We start from the raw sequence: 19,109 nt of genomic DNA on the forward strand, positions 1-19,109 counted from the left end.
CTAAAGATTATCTAACGGAGGAAACAGGATGTCTAAATCAATAGAATCTATCTTGAGAGATGAAATTTTTGCTGAGCTTGACATCAAGTATCCGGATGACCACAATACCCCTTTATTGGATCAAGGGATCGATTCGGTGGGCTTCATCAAGCTTATTGTTTCAATGGAATCGAAGTTTAACATCTCGATCCCTGATGAGGATCTGTTGTTTGAGAAGTTCTCCACGACTGGATTAATCCTTAATTATTTGACCGAGACAACGATATGATGACTATCATTCAGCGTTTATTCATGGAGGCTTGTGATCGCAAGGATCAAATTATCCTTCAAGATCTAAAGCAGCAGTGGACTTATGCGGAAGTGATGACAGAAGCATACTTAATTGCTTTATATATCAAAAAGAACTTTGAGCTTGAGGCCGGCAGCCATCTTGCAATCTACACAAATAATGAGCCCTTGTTCATTACTGCAGCGCTTGGCATTCAGGTCAGCGGTCATGTACTAATACCGGTTCCTTACTCGGCATCCCTAACTGAGATTGAAAATATTTTACAAGCCAGTGACGCCAAGCTGGTTATCAGCAAATATGCACAGCCTGCGCGTTTAAATCGCCATATTTATTGGGTTACCGCTCAGGATTTCTCGCAAGAACCGGTGCCTTCGTTTGAATCGATCTCGCTCACGAATCCGTCGGATCCCAATTCATATGCTATTCTCCTTCCTACATCGGGCACAACCGGACAATCTAAAATCGTTATGTTATCCCATGAGAATGTATTAACGAATGCGTTGGCACATGGCAGAAAGGTGGGCTATACGGATCAAGATTCGTTTCTTGTAACGATGCCCGTTCATTTCAGTTCTACAATTGTCACGCAATTGATTTCTTGTATGCTATTTGGAACCCGAATTAGGCTTATCAGCTTGCCCTTGCTGCCGCGCACAGCGTTTAGACTGTTTCAGGATAAGGCGGTCACGGCATTCTCAGCGGTGCCTACGCAATTGATGCACTTTGTTTCCGATTATCATCAGACAACCAACTGGAGTGCCTTTGATTCCATTGAATTTATTGTTATAAGCGGTGCGCCGATTCCCGCGAAATTAGTAGACAATCTTCAGACTGTATTTCCCCAAGCGGACATTATTCAAACCTACGGATTGACAGAAGCTTCTCCTAGGGTGAGTATGATGGATCGTGGAGAACGCTGCTTATCCTGTGGATCACCCATCAGTGACGTTTCTATTCGGCTTGTTGACGAAGAAGAGAATGAGGTTGAAGGAGCCGCTATCGGAGAAGTTTGGGTCAAGGGCCCAAATGTGATGCTCGGTTATTACAACAACCCGGAGTTAACGAACAATACCATTGTTGATGGCTGGTTAAAGACAGGAGACTTGGGATATTGGAATGAATCAGGGTGTCTCATCATTACAGGCAGAAAGAAAAATATCATTATATCCGGCGGTATCAATATTTATCCGGAAGAAATCGAAGAGTTTTTATATGGTTTGAAAGAAGTGGAGGAAGTCATGATTGTTGGTGTGCACGATGATCTATTAGGCGAAGTACCCATCGCATTTCTGAAAGTTTGTGAAGAATGTCTGGTTGATCTAGATGCGCTGACACAACATTGCAACTTGCATTTGTCTTCGTATAAGGTACCTAGACAATGGAGGATTGTAGATGAAATTCCAAAAACAAAAACAGGAAAACTGGACAGGGCAAGTACGAAGTGCTTATTGCTAAATGAGTAGGGGTGAACGAAATGTTGAAGAATACAACTCAAACATTGCGCAGCGAAATATTGCCGGTCAGTTATCCGATGATTACAACCTATACGCAGCATGCCCATCTCTTGTCCATACTTACCCACTACGAGTGCGCGCACCCATGGATATTCAGCAATTATATTCAATTATTTATTAACAAAGATTATAAACATCATTGGGGAGATTTCTATTTCCCTCTGGCGTATGAGCTGCGGCCTTCGGATGGTTGCAAATGGATTTCGACTCAGAAGATACATAGAGATACTGTAGCGACTAAATGGGACTCTGTTATTCATTTTATTATAGAAAATATTAATGCCAATAACTATATCCACACCATGATCAATTATTTCTATGTGCCCTTAAGCGACCGATATCATAGACTCCAATTGCATCATGACATATTGGTGTACGGCTATGATTTAGATCGGGAGATATTGTATGTTTCCGATTTCTTTAAGAACGGCGTGTACAGTCAGGCTGAGATCTCATTTGCCGATTTCAATCTTGCGTTCAACACTAATCATCTAACAACCAATCATGATTATCTTAGAGAGATGGTGTATCTGTATAGATTCAATGATCAATATCAGGATAAATTCAGTGCGGATACCCTAGTGAATTCTATAAGAAATTATTTCACTAAGAAAACGCCGGAGTATTGGGAGATGTTCAACTACGGGGGCGACAGGGATAATCTTGACTTCGGCATGCAAATATACACCACTCTATTTAATTATGTGAAAGAAACATCGGAAGATAAGTCTAAGCTTGATATAAGACCCTTTCATTTACTTTATGATCATAAGAAGCTAATGACGCTGAGACTCAAGTATTTGTACGATAATCGGCATTTAATTCAATTAAATCAAGAGCATATAGATGAATTCACAGCCATTGAACTTAAGGCAAAGATCCTTGTGAATGTAGCGATTAAATATAATTTGACAAGGGATATGAGTATTTCAGAAAGCTTATATAGGCTGATAACGAATATAGAAAATGAAGAATCAATATTCCTTGAACGATGGCTTAGTAAGGTAGGCATTCAGTAACACCGAAGGCGCAAATAATGTCAGCCAGGTATATTCATGGAGGGAGTGATGCCGGGATCATAATCGTTGTGACAGCGTACTGAATAAGCACAACCACCGCGTATCCACTCACCTCAAGCACCGTTCACCAACCTTAGGCAATGGGGGGATCTTTATTTTCATTGTATTAACAGGAGTTGCAGGCTTCATCGGTTCCAACCTTGCCGAGAGGCTGCTGCGGGAAGGCCATACCGTTATCGGTGTCGATAATTTGCTGACCGGGTCCACTGTCAACATGGACAATCTCTTACGTTCCCCCAATTTCAAGTTTATCGAGCATGACGTCATTTATCCGCTCGCAGTTGAAGAACCTGTCGATTGGGTGATGCATTTCGCAAGTCCTGCCAGCCCGCCCAAATATTTGTCCTATCCGATCGAAACGATGAGGGTCAACAGCGAAGGAACGATGCATCTGCTGCAGCTGGCCAAAGAAAAGCAGGCTGCCTTCTTCTTGGCTTCAACAAGCGAAATCTACGGTAACCCAACCGTTCACCCTCAGCCGGAGAGCTACTTTGGCAACGTGAATTCGATTGGATCAAGAAGCTGCTACAACGAAGCCAAGCGGTATGCAGAGGCGATCACCTACTGGATGAACAGGAAATACGGCATACCGGTAAGGGTCATTCGAATCTTCAATACATTCGGCCCGAAGATGGATTTATATGACGGACGTGTCATTACCAATTTCATTAATCAAATCATGTCCAAGCGCAACCTTACGATTTATGGCGACGGCAGACAGACGAGAAGCTTTCAGTATATCGATGATTTGCTGGAAGGGATTATAAGACTGCTGGGCACCACGTATGAACAGCCGGTCAATTTGGGGAATCCGCAGGAAGTCACCATACTTGAAGTCGCCCAAGTATTGAAGGAGCTCATGAAGTCCGACGCGCAGATCGAGTTTCTCCCGCTGCCGGAAGACGATCCCAGGAGAAGGAAGCCGGATATTACCATATCAAGGACGATTATGGACTGGGAACCGGCGATCGGTTTGCATGATGCACTCGCTAGAACGATCCATTATTACCAAGGTCAATATATCCATTAAACGGGAGGTACCTATGCAAGAACAGATCATAGCGATGATAAGCGAAATCAAGGACGACGCCCAGCTGGCAAACCGCTTGAACGAGCATTCCAGCATCATGGAAGACGGGGGACTCGACTCGTTACAGCTAATTACTTTCTTATTAAAAGTGGAAGAGCGCTTCGATATTGAAATCGATTTTGAACAATTCGACTTCGATTTTTTGGAGTCGGTTACGGCCTTCTGCAATTATATCTCGGAGCTGCAGAAGACGGCATCTGTATGAACGATAGACGCAAGGATGTCCGGGAGTTTATGGGTAAGCGGAAAGTAACGATTCTATGCTCGGGTTTCGGTCTGGGGTTCTATATTCCCGGCCTATTAGCTGCAAGCGGTTTCAAGAAGAGGGATATCGCGACGGAAGTGCTCGTGTTCGAAAGCTATCTGGAGCAAGACAAAAGGGATCATATTGCAGACAGCAGGAAGGCTTACCACAATGATTTCGCGCTTGCCAATTTTTCGGCCCGAATGCCGATGGATATCCGGGGCAGCATTGATTATGCCCAGGTAGAGCTATTGCTGGAGGCGTGGAAAGCGGAAGAACGGTACGAATTCATATCACTATCTGGACACTGGGGCTATATTTTGGATTTGTACAGGGAGAAGATGCTGCCGAATCCAATTCATGTAGACCTGCTCTACGTCGATTCAGATCTGGCCCCGTCTTGGAAGAGCCTGAAGAAGTATCATCCCCGGTATGACGAGCATTATTACAATGCTTGTCTCTATGACACCGATAAGATGGCGATTCGATACGAAATCCCGGTTCCTCTTGGTACGCCAATACCCTTCGAATCAAGGAAGCGGCGGCTTGTTGTTCATGGCGGCGGCTGGGGGATGGGCACTTATCAGAGTAAAGTTCCAGAGCTTGCCAGCCATAACTACGGGCTTGATATCGTAGCTTACGACTGGAAGGAAGCGAAGCCCGATCCCGATCACCGGTATTGGATGAACGATCCGGAATGGTGTGCATGGGTGAAGAGTGCGAACGGCCTGCACGAGTTTCCGCCATACATTGAAATAGCGGGAGAAGACACGAAATCATACCCCGCTGAGGCTGATCATCATTGGTTATTTGACGTCGCTTCGGAGGCGATGGCTATCGTAGCCAAGCCGGGAGCGGGCACATTGATCGACTCGCTTGCCTCTGAAACCCCTCTTATTCTGCTGGAGCCGTTCGGCAGTCATGAGCTTAGCAATCTGGAATTGTGGGAGTCGCTCGGGTTCGGAATACGTTATGAGAAGTGGCGGGAGATGGATTTTTCCGTAGATGTCCTTAAGGAGATGCATCAAGCGATCAAGAACAGACCCGGAGAACGGATGGATTATGTGGATCATTATTGTTCGAGAGTCGCGTTAATGAAGAGGTAAGATTTCAATGGCAGAAGGGGTTATGCGATGAGTGTTAATAAATTGAGTGTCGCCCAAGATACGACAAGCTATCCGAGATGGATCGTCTTGCAGCTGCTCGAGGAGTGCAATTTGCGATGCAAGATGTGCTATGAGTGGGGACTAGAAGGGCCCTACAAAAGCAAAAAAACATTAGCGCAGCTGGACCCGGATCTGATCAAAAAGATCATCGCCCAGTGCAGCCCCGGCAAGCCGTATTACGATTTCTTCGGCGGCGAGCCGCTGATGTACCCTTGGCTGAGCGACATTCTCGCCATGATCAATCATTATGGAAGCGTAGCGGACTTCCCCACGAACGGCACATTGCTCGAGCAGCATGCCGAGATGCTTGTCGAGACTGCGCCCAATAAGATCTGGGTGTCGCTCGACGGCCCTGAGGCAATCAACGACAGGCAGAGGGGCAAAGGCGTATTCAAGAAAGTAATCAAGGGGATCGAGAAGCTCTATGAGCTCCGGCAAAGCAAAGGCAAGCATTTTCCGAAGATGGGTGTATCCTTTATCATTACGCCCTTGAACTATATGTATGTCGAGGAGTTTTTCTTCAAGCATATCGACTTGTCGATGTTGGACCATATCAGCATGGAAGTGCAGCTCTATGCCACGGAAGAGCAGTATGCCCAATATGTGGAGGTTCTTAGTGGGGAATTCGGTGTGTATGAAGCTCCTTATGCCAAGGGGATGGTGTGGCGGGACATCAGTTCGTTCAGCGAGATCGATATTCCGGAATTGACGAGACAGCTCAATAAGGTTAAAGAGTATTGCTTGAAAAACCGCATCCATGTGATCACCTATCCGAAGACGATAGATGAACTGAATTTGCGTAACTATTTCTCGGGGCAATTCCATCAGATGGCAGATAAACGAAACCGTTGCTCTCTTCCATGGACTTATGCGGAGATTACGGCAAGGGGCGACGTTTCGCCCTGCCATGCCTTCTATGATTTGACCTTCGGCAACGTGAACGAAGAGAGCTTGCTGGATATCTGGCGCAGCGGCAAGTACAAAGAGTACCGCGCGTATATGAAAAAAAATATGCTTCCGATTTGTACGGCTTGTTCAAGGTATTATATCTACTGATTCATGTGAATGACCTATCACATTTAAGAAGGGTGTGTTGATATGAATCCGAAATCAGAGATTAAGCATTCCGCAAAGGATTTGCAAATATTGAAACGTACCATCAGGAATACGTTGGAAACCAAGCGGAACATGGAGAAAATAACGGGTTACGCGACACCGTTGCCGGAGTCGGTCGGGATTAAACTGACGAACCAATGCAACTTGCGCTGTAAGCATTGCTATCAATGGAACGACACCGGCTACCATCACTTCATGACACCGGAGCAGCAGCGGGAACAGCTCGACTACGGGCTGCTGGAGAAGCTGATCCTTGAGACGGAACCAGCCAAGTCGAGACTCTATATCTGGGGAGGGGAGCCGCTCGTATACAGCCATTTCGACCGTTTGGCCGATTTGCTTGAAGCCTATCCCCGGGAGACGACGATCTGTACGAATGCGGTGCTGATCGAGCGAAAGCTGGACGCCTTGCAGAGAATCTCCGATAACCTGGAGCTGCTCATTGCGCTTGATGGATTCGAAGAAGAGAATGATGCGCTTCGCGGCAAAGGGGTATTCAGCAAGGCGATAGATGCGATCCGGAAGCTGGTCGAGCTGCGCAAGGAGAACCGGTTCAGGGGCAAAATTACGATCCATACCGTCGTTAACGATGGTATGACTGACAGGCTTTACGATCTGCTGGACTTTCTGGAGGGCGTCGGTGTAGATATGGTCATGGTCTGCTTCCCGTGGTACATCTCGGACGAATGCACGCAGGGAATGGACAATTACTTTGACGAGAAGTTCGACTTCCTTCCGGCGAGCGAGCACAGGGGCGAACGAAGCTGGCACGCCTTTAACTACAAGCTCGATCCGGAGCGTATTCCTGCTCTCATGAGCGAGTTGGACCGGGTCAATAATCGGGTCTGGAAAATGCGTTTGCGCTACCAGCCGAATCTGGATCATGACCAAATCGAAGATTTCGTGCTCGGCAAAGAGGTGGAGGGCAAAGGCACGATGAACAAGAAGTGCCTGGCGCTCTCGAACCGGATGGACATTACGCCCGATGGAACAATTATCGCGTGTAAATTCTTCAAGGAGTTCGAGATCGGCAAATTACATGAAGCGTCTGTACAGGAATTATGGCATAGCATGAACTACAGAAGAATAAGGGAAATGATGGACGAACGACTGACACCGGCATGTTCCAAGTGCAGTGTTTTGCATTTGCACGGTGTATAACTCTTCTAAATTCACATAAATGAGGTGCATGAGTGAGCATTATCCAGATGGAAGGATTGTCTAAAAGCTTCAAGTATTACGAAAAAGAATTGGGCCTCAAAAAATCGCTCAAAAATCTAGTGAAGCGCAAATCCCTGATCAAAGAAGCGGTTAGCGATATATCGCTTGTGATCGAGCAAGGCGAGATGGTCGGATTCTTGGGCCCGAACGGCTCCGGAAAAACGACTACGCTTAAGATGCTGTCCGGCATCTTGTATCCGACAAGCGGGCAGGCGACGGTATTAGGCTATGTCCCTTGGGAGCGAAAAAAAGAATTCAAGATGCAGTTCTCAATCGTGATGGGGCAGAAATCGCAGTTGTGGTGGGATTTACCGGCGAATGAATCGTTGTACCTGAACAAATGCATCTATGAGGTCGAGGATGAGCCCTACAACCTTGTCCTGGATGAGCTTACGGAGATGCTTGACGTTAAAGACCTGCTCAACATTCAGGTGCGGAGACTTTCGCTGGGGGAACGGATGAAGATGGAGCTTATTGCGTCGCTCATCCACCGGCCCAAGGTGATATTCCTGGATGAGCCTACAATCGGACTTGATCTGATTTCGCAGAAGCGCATTCGGGAGTTCCTGAAGTATTATAACCAGCAGACGAAGGCAACGGTCATTCTGACAAGCCACTACATGGCGGATATTGAGGATCTGTGCAAACGAACGATCATCATCAATCAAGGGAAGATCGTATACGACGGCGATCTCCGGCGGGTGAACGAGCTGTTCCATGCCAAAAAGATTATCAAGCTGCAATTTACGGACGAAGTACCGAGGCAAGCGCTAAGCGACTATGGCGTTATTACTCAGCATGACGGCCTGAATGCCGTTATGGAGATCGATAAGCATGACCTTCAGCGACTCTCCAAGATGATGCTGGACCGGTTCCCGATCCTTGATTTCACAGTTGAAGATATACCTGTCGAGCGAGGCATCGAAAGCTTATATCAGAAAGATGGGGTCAGACATGAAAGCCTTGCAAAAGTATAAAAGGACGTACATCCTTGCGCTTCAGAATGAGATGGAATACCGGACCGATTTCCTAATGAGTATTATCAGCGGCGGCTTCATCATACTCGTCCAATGCTTCCTCTGGACAGCCGTGTTTCGCAGTTCGCCGCAGGAGATTATTAACGGCTATTCGTATTCGCAGATCATCATTTATTCCGTGTTGTCCGGCGTCGTCTCCAAGCTGGTTTCTGCCGGCTTCGAAGGGGAGGTCGCGAACGATATCAAGACGGGTGGACTGAGCAAATTTATCGCTCAGCCTATTCATTATTTCAGCTATCGGATATGCAATTTTTTCGGCGGGAAAACGGTTCAGACCGCGGTCGTCCTTGTCTTATTCGTCATCCTGATGATCGTGTTCACTCAGATTTGGGAGTTTCAGCTTAGAGTGGGGCAAATCGTTTTGTTCCTGGTCAGCATTCTGTTCGGGCTGCTCATCAACTTCCTGCTTTTTTATTCGATTAGTGCCCTCGCGTTCATCATTACTGAGGTTTGGGGTGTTTATATCGCGTTCAACCAAGGCGTCTATCTGCTCAGTGGCGCCATCTTTCCGCTTAATATTTTCGGAGATACGTTTGCCAGAATTTCCAGCTATTTACCGTTTCAATATGTCGTATACTTCCCGGTTAAGATCATCAATGGGAGCTTGACGATTCATGAAATCGTGCCCGGGCTCCTCTTACAGGCGGTTTGGGTAATTGTGCTTATGATCATTTCCAAGCTGTCTTGGGATTCCGGGATGAAGAAATATGTAGCCGTTGGAGGTTAGATCTGTGAGTATCAGCTTGTCTGAGATTCGGAAGCATGTACGCATGTTTTTTATTTTTGCGAAGAACAGCTTGGTCGGTTACATGGAATACAAAGCGAATTTCTACTCCGGTTTGATCATGGAGACCGTATTTCTGTTGTCCAAGCTGATCTATATCGTCTTCGTTTACCAGCTCGGAATCGAAATCAATGGAATTTCTCCTGACCAGATGATGATCTTCACCGGGACTTATACGATTATGATCGCAATCTATACAGGACTGTTTATGGATAACTTTTATAGATTCGCCGGCCATATCCGCAACGGGACGCTGGACTTGTATATGACGAAGCCGCTATCGCTGCAGTTCATGATTTCATTACGGCACGTGAACTTCGCGTTTCCAATCCCGAACCTGGTCGCTGGGATCACGATGATCGTAATAGCCTGGCAGCGGCTTGGCATCGAACCAAGCTTCATCCACTTGGCCGGATATATCGGCGTGATCTTGAGCAGCACGATCGTGACCTACTCGGTGCTTCTGCTTCCGCAAATTCTTGCCTTCTGGACGGTGAAGTCCGGTTCGATCTTCGACATACTGGACAAATGCTGGGATTTGAACAATATGCCGATGTACATATACCCCAAATGGCTGCGGAGAATAGGACTGTATGTCGTGCCTATCTTGTTTATCACCAACATGCCGTCGGTTTATTTGATCGACCGGTTGGACTTGTTCCTTGGGATATGGATTTTTGCAGCTCCTGTGATATCGCTTCTAGTGGTCAGGCTGTTCTGGAAGCTGGCCGTCAAACACTATGAGAGCGCCAGCAGTTAGAGATATGCCCCAAAAAAATTGTTGAGAAGGTGAATCGGATGAGCAGGATGGAGCACAAGAGCTTTTCACCGCAGACAGAAGCCACTGCCAAGAAGCGGCTGCACAACGGGATCGAAATCTATCAAAACAACGAAGGAGAAACCGAGTTCCTCTACAACGAGATTTTCCAGAAGGAGATGTATTTCAAGCACGGGATTACGCTCCCGGATCATGGCACGGTCATGGATGTCGGGGCTAATATCGGCATGTTCACCCTGTATGTCAGCAGCAAGAGTAACTGCAGGGTATATGCCTTTGAGCCACTGCCTCCGACGTTTAAGCTTTTGAAGATGAATACGAGCTCGCTCTCTCGCGTAACAACGGTTAACGTCGGGCTTTCCAATGAGATCAAGGAAGCGGAGTTTGCCTATTTTCCTACGATGTCCACGGATTCTGTCCAGATCAAATACCGGGAGAACCACGATCAGGATCTCCGGTACGGGTTAATCAACCATTACCGGGATGACTTCGCCGACCCGCGCATGCTAAACCGGTTTGTCGATCATCTGATGTCGCCGAAGCTTCTGAATGAACAAATCCATCGATGCAAGCTAACTACGATCTCCGAAATGATCCGCTATTACGATCTGAACCCCATTGATCTGCTCAAAATCGACGTGGAAAAAAGTGAGTTCGAGGTGCTGGAAGGTATCCTTCCGGAGGATTGGGGTAAAATCAGGCAAATTGTCATGGAGGTACACGGACTGGATGAAGAGCAGATCAGCAGGCTCGAGAACATCTTCCGAACCAACGGCTTCAATGTCTCGATTGATTACTACGAAGATTTGAATATCCCAAATTACTATAATGTGTACGCGTTGAATCTAATGCATATACCGGCCGGGTGACAGTCATGCGACAGCATCTGCATGCAAGGTTGGTATGCTCCAGCTGCAAGGGCGAGCTGGTCCAGTCGGAGGCGTCACTGCAATGCTGCAACTGCGATGCGGTATATACGATCAATGATCGTTATGTATCGATGCTCGACCTACGTGAGCAGGCTGGCCACCCTTCCGACTGGGATCGTAAAGAGGCAGAAATCAGGGATTATAGCGAGATTTCGAACTCCCTTACGCTATCCGGAATAGGCCGATTCGCTACCTTCTTAAATTATGGTTACGTCCCGCACGGGAGTGAGCAACATGCAGTGATCGAGCCCGCCGATGCATGGAACAGAAATTCAATCAAGCTGCTGCTTGAGACGGTGGGCAAGACGGCGATCCGGGAGCGGGAGGTGATCGACATCGGATGCGGCAGGGGAGGAAACATAGCAGCGCTGTCTAAATATTTCAAGCCGCTGTCTATTGTCGGTCTCGATATCTGCCCGGCGAATATTGCCTATTGCAATGCCAAATCCCGAGGGAGTGGAGCTTTGTATCTCGTCGGCGATGCCGAGAATATACCGTTTGCAGACGAGAGCTTCGATGTGGTATTAAATATAGAATCCGCGCATGCCTATCCGAACCGGTCACGCTTCTATGAAGAGGTGTACCGGATCATGAGAGCTGGCGGCGTATTTCTGTATACGGAGCTGATGCCGGGAGATCAGGTAGCGCAGAATGTGAGGCTGTTAGAGGAAGCAGGCCTGTCTGTAATCCGCAATCAGGATGTGACTGCGAATGTTCTTTTATCGTGTGATGAGAATGCGAAGCAGCGTACTGGTGCACAAGGGATTGCAGGCAACGTAGGCGCGGGTACGAATATTGGAGATATTAATGATTTCATCGCCTTGCCCGGCTCGAAGAAATATGAAGAGATGAAGGCTGGAACGCGGCAATACCGTATGATGAACCTTGTTAAGAGGTAATATAGCCGTAATATCCAATAATTTCAGGTTAGGAGAAATATGGTATGGAAGAAATCATTTCCGTGGGCACCTTTCACCCCTTCGACGGCATGACCAAAATGTTTCCTCATCATAATTTTCCTTATTTTAGCTGCGACTACAATTTGTTTTTAACGCTTGCCAGATATTTCGATAAAGATGAGCTGCCGATTCTGAATAATGTGATTAGCATTTACAGATTCAATGAACAAAAAATACAAACAAGAGGATATTTCAAGTTAGAGGTGTTGGAGCTTAAGGAGGGAGATCAGATTCTTGAGGAGATGGGAATCTCCATCCGCAAAATATCCCCTTCGCTAGATACATTACAAGAGGAGATCATCAACTCTATTTCTCGTGGTTATCCCATTTCAATTTTTATTGATTTATTTTATCAACGCGGGAGAGACTTTTACTATAACAAAAAACATGGACTGCACCCTGTTTTTGTCTATGGCTTCAATCTTACGAACGGGGAAATATATACGGTTGATGATATTACAGAATACAGACAATATTCTCTGCCATTTTCAGAATTTAAAATATCATGCCTGACATCGGAACACGTTAAGATGCCAAATTACTTTTGGGAATATGCACTAGTATCCCCCGGTGATCATGAGCTCTTGAACCATAAGAAGTCAGCACACACCAGCATCAATACATTTGTAGAAAATATGTTCAGGTATCAAAATGAAATCACGGAAGGTTTGAATAATATATTGTTGTTGGCAGAAAATTACAAGCTCATTCTAACCAATGAAACGATTATAGAAACACTAAGCAGTACTATTTATAGAAAATGTTCTGAGAAATACAGGTTAGATACGCTCTATAAGTATAACCTTGATCATATCAATGCCAAGGATACGCTTGACCCGTTACTGGACCAAATTATTAATGACTGGAAGACGGTAAGGTTCTATTCGAATAAAGCCATCATGTCCCAAACGTTCACTGGGGAAATCATAGATAAGTGCATGGGTTTATTTACAAAAATATATACGAATGAAGTGCATTTTCATCATCAATTTTATTTAATGTTAGAGGCTGCAAGATTGAAAAGCTGAATCAACAATGTGAGTCAGTTAACCGGGTAGAGTATCAGATAGACCGCATACCTTTGCGAGGGGGGGCGGTCTTTTTGTTTTTGCCCTATATTCCATTCCCACACCATATTCTCCTTTTTTCTGGCAGGGTGAGCCGAGAAGTGTGTCTATTTTCGTAATATATTAAAATCATTCGTGCATTTCCCGTATTTAGACTTTCCCTTCCAGTTGCTAATATGAAAGCTGTTACAGCCTAATCATCCGCTTTCGTGAATGCGTTTACAAACATTGTCTGCCATTAGGTTCAGAGGGAGGTGCGGGATTGACTGTCAAGCCAGACTTGGCGTAACCAAGGGTAAGAATCTCCATAAGAAAAGGAGTCAAACTTAGATGAACAGTAGAAAATATGTAGTCAGCATCTCCCGCCTTCTCGTTATCATCATGTTGTTCTCCATCTTCACGTATACTCCCGTCCCGGCTGCTGCGGCTGGAGAGGAACCGTCCGTTGAACTGAGCGACCTCATTGCGCAAGCCGAAGCTCTTAAAACTGGCAATACGGAGTTCCCGCTCCAGGTCAGCCAGTCTGTCTATGGTTCCGTCTACGGTTCTGATGTGAACCGGGCTTTGCCCTGGGTGCATGTAGACGAACTCCAAGCTCTTAATGATGCGCTTGAGCTTGCGCGTAATGCGAACACGCCGGCCGACGAAGCTATTGCAACGCTGAAAGAAGCCATAATGAATTTCACTGCAAATATCAAATCAGACGGCTCCGATCCCTATTTCCGGCTTGATCCGGGTCCGGGTAAGGTTCCTGTAAAAGTTACCGCGCCTACGAATGCCTGGAAGGCAAGAACTCCGCTGGATAACCGTGTCCCGGCCGACTTTGCCGGCGGGACATTCAAGACGATCGCATATCCTTTTGCAGATGCCCAAGGGAAAGCGGAAGTGCTCCAGATTAATTACGCCCATAACGGCAAAAGCACCTTCGGCGGCATCAGTCTGGAATCCCCGTTGTCCCCGGCCGTCAATGTCACAGCGGGTTCAACGATTGAATTCGATGTCTACTATCCGAAGAGTGCGCAAGGCAAATTCATGAGATGGAGAGTCAGAAATGCCAGCGATAACCTCGACAGCTACCTCAGGGAATACCAGTACAACAACTTGAATCCTGACTGGGTGGGCAGCTACAACGGTGAATCCTGGTTGAAGGCGCATCACAGTATTACCGCCTCAACGGGCAATTCCTCGAACTTCATTCTTGAGCTTCATGGGGAGAATGCCCGTCCTGAAGAAACCGGTATGCTGCTAGTCTCTAACATTGAGATTACAGCACCTGATCCGAAGGGTGTTGCGCTTCCGAGCGTAGTCAATAAGGAACACCAGAGTGCCGTAGCGCCTCTAAAGAGTCTGTACAATAAGGAGAATGGCCTGTTCATGGTCGGCGCGATCGGCACCGGACCTGTAAACGGAACGAGAGCCAATCACTATGAGATCTTCGTTGACGGCAACAATCTGAAGGCCGATGGCACGCATCCCCGTGGTCCGGAATGGCTGAAGAATGTGAACGGCGAGGCCATGAACGGCGCAACCACTGCCCCTGGCTTAGCGGAGTATAGCTTCCCTACCAACTCTTATCAGGCGATCAGAGATTCTGGAACTCCCGGGCAGTACAAGTCGCACGGCCATGTTCTGGCATGGTATAACCAGGCCCCTGGTTGGATGGCACAGATGATTCCTGCGAACCTTCCTTCCGGTTATAACGGCTCTGCCAATTTCTACGGACTGGGCAATGGCGTTACAACCACGGTTAAGGTAGACAAAGAAATGGCGAGAAGAGTGCAGTTCAACCATACGATGTATGTGATGCGGCACTTCCTGACCACAGATACGAAGTACGGATCAAGCGAAGCCCGTGGCGTAATTCCCTTCAATTCCTGGGATGTACTCAACGAAGAGGTTCACGAGAGCCGTCATAGCGAGCTTATCCTTGAGGATCCGAACAGCTGGAGAACGAGCCTGAAGCATACCAACTGGCTTGTTGCCATGTCAGATGATGAGATTGGCGGCGACATCACCGATCATTACGTATACCTGCTGTTCAAAAACGCGCACATCGCGGCCCCCAACGCCAAGATGGCGGAAGCTTACAAAGCCAATTACGCTAACCTTCCAGAGTACATGAAGCTGGATGGACACGATACTAAAGGCAGCATTGACAGTTACATCGTTGACAATCCTCCGAAGCTGACCTACAACGATTACGGGGTTGCCACCCGCAGTAAAGCTAGAACCGTATATAACATGGTTCTTGAATTAAATACCGCATGGCGCTCCGATCCGCTGTATGACGGAAGACCCCTGATCGAAGACATCGGAATCCAGGGACATGACGCGGTGGGTAAGACCCTTGCCAGCGACAACCAATATGCGATGGCCCTTTATGCCTCTCTCGTTGACCGGGGGCTGCTGTCGGGTATTACCTATTCTGAGCTTGACCTTAAGGTACCTACCGATGCTCCTGGAGGAGGCGCAACCGCTCCAGCAGCGCTTAATGTCAGACAGTCGGACGCCCTTGGTTATCAGTACGCACTGCTGTACAAAATGTTCAACAAGTTCGCCCCGTATATCGATCACATCATCAGTTGGGGCGTAACCGGTTCCGGATGGCAGGGAAGCTATGTCCTGTTTGACGGCCAAAGTAATGCGAATGCCGGGTACTATGGCGCCATGAAACCGGACAGATTCATTCTGGGGCATTCGTATCTGGATGATTATTTTGCAGGCGAATATCAGGCCATCCAGAATAATAGCATCGACCTTGGCGACCTTGGAGTCTATACGCCTAATAGCGTGAATGCAGACCTCAGCAGCCTGTCCTTGAGTGTAGGAACACTCGAACCCACATTCAACGCGGCCACCACAGAGTATGATGTGTCCCTGAAGGATGCCGGCAGCATTACCGTGACAGCGGCGGCGGCAGACAGCAGATCGACCATTAAAGTGAACGATAAGGTAGTTGCCAGCGGTACAGCTTCCGAAGCTATAACGCTGACACCTGGAACCCAAACAGATATAAAGATTGAGGTCACAGGGGCAAACGGCAGGGTCAAGACGTATACCCTGAAAGTAACCAACAGCAAGACGGAGACTCCGTCCACTCCGGAACCAGGAACACCATCTGCAACACCTGAACCAGCAACACCAGCACCAGCAACGCCTGCACCTGGTGGAACCTATTCAACGTCTGCACCTGCAGCATCTGCAACACCTGCACCAGCAGCACCTGTTGTAGAAGGACAGAAAGTAACCATGCAGGCAACAGTGAACAATGGAACCGCAATGGTTAAGGTAGCAGATCTGGCAAAAGCAAAGGAACTCATTGAGAAAAATGTGACGCTGGACATCCCTGCCGTGCAAGGAGTGAAATCATACTCGGTAGGCTTGCCTGCTGCAGCACTGACCGGCGGAACCAAGGATAACAAACTGACCATTTCGACCGAATTCGGTCAGGTCGTTATTTCCGGTAATATGTTGACAGGCACACCTGAAAGCAGCGGCAAGGAAGTATCGCTGGAGATTGGCAAAGGTGACAAGTCGGGGCTTCCGGCGGAAGTAAAGGCGGCTCTAAGCGATAGACCGATCATTCAGCTTAGCCTTAAGACGGACGGAAAAGATACGGCCTGGAGCAATCCTGGTGCACCTGTTACCGTATCCGTACCTTACCAGCCGTCTGCGGATGAATTGAAGAATCCTGAACGGATTGTTATCCGGTATATTGACGGAAATGGAAATGTTCTAACCGTACCGAGCGGACGTTATGATTCCAAGACCGGTATGGTAACCTTCACAACTACTCATCTCGGCGATTTCGCAGTAGCTTATGTATCCAAGACATTCACAGATCTCGGAAAGGCAGCATGGGCGAAGAACGCGGTCGAAGTCCTTGCATCCAAGGATATTCTCAAGACTGAGGGCGGTGAATTCCATCCGTCAACCGAGATCACCAGAGCAGATTTCCTGTACTCACTCGTGAGGGCACTTGGCTTGACTGCGAAGGTAAATGGAAACTTCAGCGATGTACAGGAGAATGCTTATTACTATAATGAGATTGGAATGGCCAAAGCGCTTGGGATTACGAATGGCCTGGACAACGGCAGCTTTGGCAGCGCGCTTAAGATCACCAGACAAGACATGATGGTGTTGACCGAGAGAGCCCTGAAGCTGGAGAAGAAGCTGAATAGCCAGGGGACGGCTGCGGATCTGGAGAGATTCTCCGACAAGTCCAAAGTGGCCTCCTATGCGGTGAACAGCGTAGCCGCCATGGTGAAGGAAGGGCTCATCGAAGGCAGCGGCAACAAGGTCAATCCGGCTGGCAACACCACCAAAGCTGAAGCTGCGGTATTCCTTTACAGACTGTATAATAAGTAAGAGATTCGCATAAAAACAGGATATGCCAAATAGACCGCACTCCTTTTGCCAGGAGGGCGGTCTATTGGCGTTTAGGGGACAGCGTTGACCCGAATTTGTGAGGTGCAAGTTCTTTGGCAATTTATAACTTAATAGAACGGCATGAAGAGCATAAGCAACGCAGGGAGATGCATATTACTGGCTTCAATCCGGTAACCTATGCTGCTGTCCTCAAGCCTTTTGCAGTGAACCGGCAAATGCAGGAAGGCATCCCGTATGGTTCTCTCATCCAGACCCGCTGCTCTTACGATATTCTCCATAGAAACAAAGCAGTCAAAGTCATGCCTGGTCAACTGATATAATACGAATAATACCGTTAATCTGTCAGCATCCGCATAGGCCCGAAGCACACCGTACAGGCTTAACAGTTGATCTGGCGCGAGTTCCCGTTTATCGGTGTGATCGGAAAAGAAGAGCATCCCTTGCCTGACAATAGTAACTCCTTCCGGTTCGCTGCAAATAGAGGTTCCCCAAGTCTGCAGATCATACGTCTTATCCGGGTCCCAGGGTAGGTAGCCCTTGTAACCATTGGATACGATACCCTCATGCAGGTAGAAGGCTATCTGGCAGGCCAGCGTGAAACGCTCCTTAGCAGGGGTCTGTTCAAACAGAAGCTTGATGTCTTTCACTACACTCTGATCATTGGCATCCGGTACACGCCCGAATAGAAAGTCAAGGCTGACTCCGAAATAATTAGCGATCTCGGGTAATAAAGCGGTATCCGGATAGCAAGCCCCGCTTTCCCATTTGGATACTGCCTGATTGGTTACACCGAAGACCTCCGCAAGCTCTTCTTGAGTCTTTCCCTTGTTCTTGCGCAGTTCTTGAAATTGCTTATGTATGCCCGTTGTTTTCATTATGTGCTCCTCCTTTACGCTTGTACGGAATCATTGTACATCCGGAGCCTAACGTTTTCCATGTAGTGTTGCTTGGATATTCCTAAGGATTTTCCAACATTGGGTTGGAAAGAAGCGCAACTACGTCTTCGAACTGTTGCTCACAAATCTGTTAACCACTGTTAACATGCGTTAACACCTGTGGTATAGTATAAGCAGAACGGGCGTACAATGCTAAGAGAGCCGTGCGCTAACACGACTCTCTAGAGCAATAGCCGCTTTCAAGGGCGGTAGGCCTCAGGCAAATAGGATACGACAAATAGACCGCATACCTTGCTGGGGGGCGGTCTATTTGTGTGTATTGGACAGCAGCGCTACGATAAGCAAACCAAAGGTTAGCATCAGCATGATTGCTTCAAACACTGTCACAAGGCATCCCTCCCTTCTGAGAGAGGTAGCCGACCGACCCTTTTAAGCCTATTCTATTGCTCAATCAGTATAACATATCAAACGCCTCGGCATTACCTAAATTTGGATAATTTTTGACGTAAATGCGTATTTAAAATACATAAAGAGCAGCCCCAAATACGGGA

General features: G+C 47.3%; 16 protein-coding genes. 15 read left to right on the forward strand and 1 reads right to left on the reverse strand.

Translation table 11 applies throughout. From position 1 onward, the window contains the following. Positions 1 to 28: 28 nt before the first annotated feature. The 15 genes from NST69_RS01850 to NST69_RS01920 all read left to right on the forward strand — a co-directional run bounded on the left by NST69_RS01850 (position 29) and on the right by NST69_RS01920 (position 17,641). On the forward strand, positions 29 to 268 hold the full coding sequence (locus NST69_RS01850) for a phosphopantetheine-binding protein (RefSeq protein WP_342548305.1): 240 nt from the start codon (positions 29 to 31) through the stop codon (positions 266 to 268). Continuing rightward, positions 265 to 1,752 carry a class I adenylate-forming enzyme family protein gene (locus NST69_RS01855; RefSeq protein ID WP_342548306.1) on the forward strand — a complete coding sequence of 496 codons (1,488 nt, stop codon included), beginning with the start codon at positions 265 to 267 and terminating at the stop codon, positions 1,750 to 1,752. Before NST69_RS01850 ends, NST69_RS01855 begins: the two co-directional genes overlap by 4 nt. Positions 1,753 to 1,763: 11 nt before the next feature. Further along, complete coding sequence (locus NST69_RS01860) at positions 1,764 to 2,822, forward strand: hypothetical protein (RefSeq protein WP_342548307.1); 1,059 nt, start codon at positions 1,764 to 1,766, stop codon at positions 2,820 to 2,822. A 160-nt stretch (positions 2,823 to 2,982) separates the two neighbouring features. Beyond that, positions 2,983 to 3,912 carry an NAD-dependent epimerase/dehydratase family protein gene (locus NST69_RS01865; RefSeq protein WP_342550056.1) on the forward strand — a complete coding sequence of 310 codons (930 nt, stop codon included), beginning with the start codon at positions 2,983 to 2,985 and terminating at the stop codon, positions 3,910 to 3,912. Between the two features lie 13 nt (positions 3,913 to 3,925). Next, positions 3,926 to 4,177 (forward strand): acyl carrier protein, encoded by a 252-nt coding sequence (locus tag NST69_RS01870; protein ID WP_209875463.1) that lies wholly within the window; start codon positions 3,926 to 3,928, stop codon positions 4,175 to 4,177. Next, complete coding sequence (locus NST69_RS01875; protein WP_342548308.1) at positions 4,174 to 5,322, forward strand: UDP-glucuronosyltransferase; 1,149 nt, start codon at positions 4,174 to 4,176, stop codon at positions 5,320 to 5,322. Before NST69_RS01870 ends, NST69_RS01875 begins: the two co-directional genes overlap by 4 nt. Before the next feature lie 27 nt (positions 5,323 to 5,349). Beyond that, complete coding sequence (locus NST69_RS01880; protein WP_340978442.1) at positions 5,350 to 6,438, forward strand: radical SAM protein; 1,089 nt, start codon at positions 5,350 to 5,352, stop codon at positions 6,436 to 6,438. Positions 6,439 to 6,480: 42 nt separating this feature from the next. Then, positions 6,481 to 7,659, forward strand: a complete 1,179-nt coding sequence (locus NST69_RS01885) for a radical SAM protein (protein WP_342548309.1) — start codon at positions 6,481 to 6,483, stop codon at positions 7,657 to 7,659. Positions 7,660 to 7,691: 32 nt separating this feature from the next. Then, entirely contained in the window at positions 7,692 to 8,696 is a 1,005-nt protein-coding gene (locus NST69_RS01890) for an ATP-binding cassette domain-containing protein (protein WP_342548310.1), read from the forward strand. Beyond that, entirely contained in the window at positions 8,674 to 9,483 is an 810-nt protein-coding gene (locus NST69_RS01895) for an ABC-2 family transporter protein (protein ID WP_342548311.1), read from the forward strand. The genes NST69_RS01890 and NST69_RS01895 overlap by 23 nt, the downstream gene beginning before the upstream one ends. 4 nt (positions 9,484 to 9,487) lie before the next feature. Then, positions 9,488 to 10,300, forward strand: a complete 813-nt coding sequence (locus tag NST69_RS01900; RefSeq protein WP_342548312.1) for an ABC-2 family transporter protein — start codon at positions 9,488 to 9,490, stop codon at positions 10,298 to 10,300. A gap of 38 nt (positions 10,301 to 10,338) precedes the next feature. Then, entirely contained in the window at positions 10,339 to 11,187 is an 849-nt protein-coding gene (locus NST69_RS01905) for an FkbM family methyltransferase (RefSeq protein ID WP_342548313.1), read from the forward strand. A 5-nt stretch (positions 11,188 to 11,192) separates the two neighbouring features. Then, positions 11,193 to 12,146, forward strand: coding sequence for a class I SAM-dependent methyltransferase (locus NST69_RS01910; protein ID WP_342548314.1), 954 nt, complete (start codon positions 11,193 to 11,195; stop codon positions 12,144 to 12,146). Between the two features lie 44 nt (positions 12,147 to 12,190). Beyond that, positions 12,191 to 13,234: a hypothetical protein gene (locus NST69_RS01915; protein ID WP_342548315.1), complete on the forward strand. Its 1,044-nt coding sequence runs from the start codon at positions 12,191 to 12,193 to the stop codon at positions 13,232 to 13,234. A gap of 369 nt (positions 13,235 to 13,603) precedes the next feature. Then, complete coding sequence (locus NST69_RS01920) at positions 13,604 to 17,641, forward strand: S-layer homology domain-containing protein (protein WP_342548316.1); 4,038 nt, start codon at positions 13,604 to 13,606, stop codon at positions 17,639 to 17,641. 128 nt (positions 17,642 to 17,769) lie between these two features. Here NST69_RS01920 and NST69_RS01925 read toward each other — a convergent pair whose 3' ends face one another. Next, positions 17,770 to 18,537, reverse strand: coding sequence for a helix-turn-helix transcriptional regulator (locus NST69_RS01925; RefSeq protein WP_342548317.1), 768 nt, complete (start codon positions 18,535 to 18,537; stop codon positions 17,770 to 17,772). Positions 18,538 to 19,109 lie beyond the last annotated feature (572 nt).

Source organism: Paenibacillus sp. FSL P2-0089, from assembly GCF_038595095.1.
Lineage (GTDB): Bacteria > Bacillota > Bacilli > Paenibacillales > Paenibacillaceae > Paenibacillus_AQ > Paenibacillus_AQ silagei.

Coding starts and splice junctions, on each gene's coding strand:
- NST69_RS01920 (WP_342548316.1), top strand. CDS start 13,604: ATGAACAGTAGAAAATATGTAGTCAGCATCTCCCGCCTTCTCGTTATC.
- NST69_RS01850 (WP_342548305.1), top strand. CDS start 29: ATGTCTAAATCAATAGAATCTATCTTGAGAGATGAAATTTTTGCTGAG.
- NST69_RS01860 (WP_342548307.1), top strand. CDS start 1,764: ATGTTGAAGAATACAACTCAAACATTGCGCAGCGAAATATTGCCGGTC.
- NST69_RS01895 (WP_342548311.1), top strand. CDS start 8,674: ATGAAAGCCTTGCAAAAGTATAAAAGGACGTACATCCTTGCGCTTCAG.
- NST69_RS01875 (WP_342548308.1), top strand. CDS start 4,174: ATGAACGATAGACGCAAGGATGTCCGGGAGTTTATGGGTAAGCGGAAA.
- NST69_RS01885 (WP_342548309.1), top strand. CDS start 6,481: ATGAATCCGAAATCAGAGATTAAGCATTCCGCAAAGGATTTGCAAATA.
- NST69_RS01855 (WP_342548306.1), top strand. CDS start 265: ATGATGACTATCATTCAGCGTTTATTCATGGAGGCTTGTGATCGCAAG.
- NST69_RS01905 (WP_342548313.1), top strand. CDS start 10,339: ATGAGCAGGATGGAGCACAAGAGCTTTTCACCGCAGACAGAAGCCACT.
- NST69_RS01925 (WP_342548317.1), bottom strand. CDS start 18,537: ATGAAAACAACGGGCATACATAAGCAATTTCAAGAACTGCGCAAGAAC.
- NST69_RS01915 (WP_342548315.1), top strand. CDS start 12,191: ATGGAAGAAATCATTTCCGTGGGCACCTTTCACCCCTTCGACGGCATG.
- NST69_RS01880 (WP_340978442.1), top strand. CDS start 5,350: ATGAGTGTTAATAAATTGAGTGTCGCCCAAGATACGACAAGCTATCCG.
- NST69_RS01870 (WP_209875463.1), top strand. CDS start 3,926: ATGCAAGAACAGATCATAGCGATGATAAGCGAAATCAAGGACGACGCC.
- NST69_RS01910 (WP_342548314.1), top strand. CDS start 11,193: ATGCGACAGCATCTGCATGCAAGGTTGGTATGCTCCAGCTGCAAGGGC.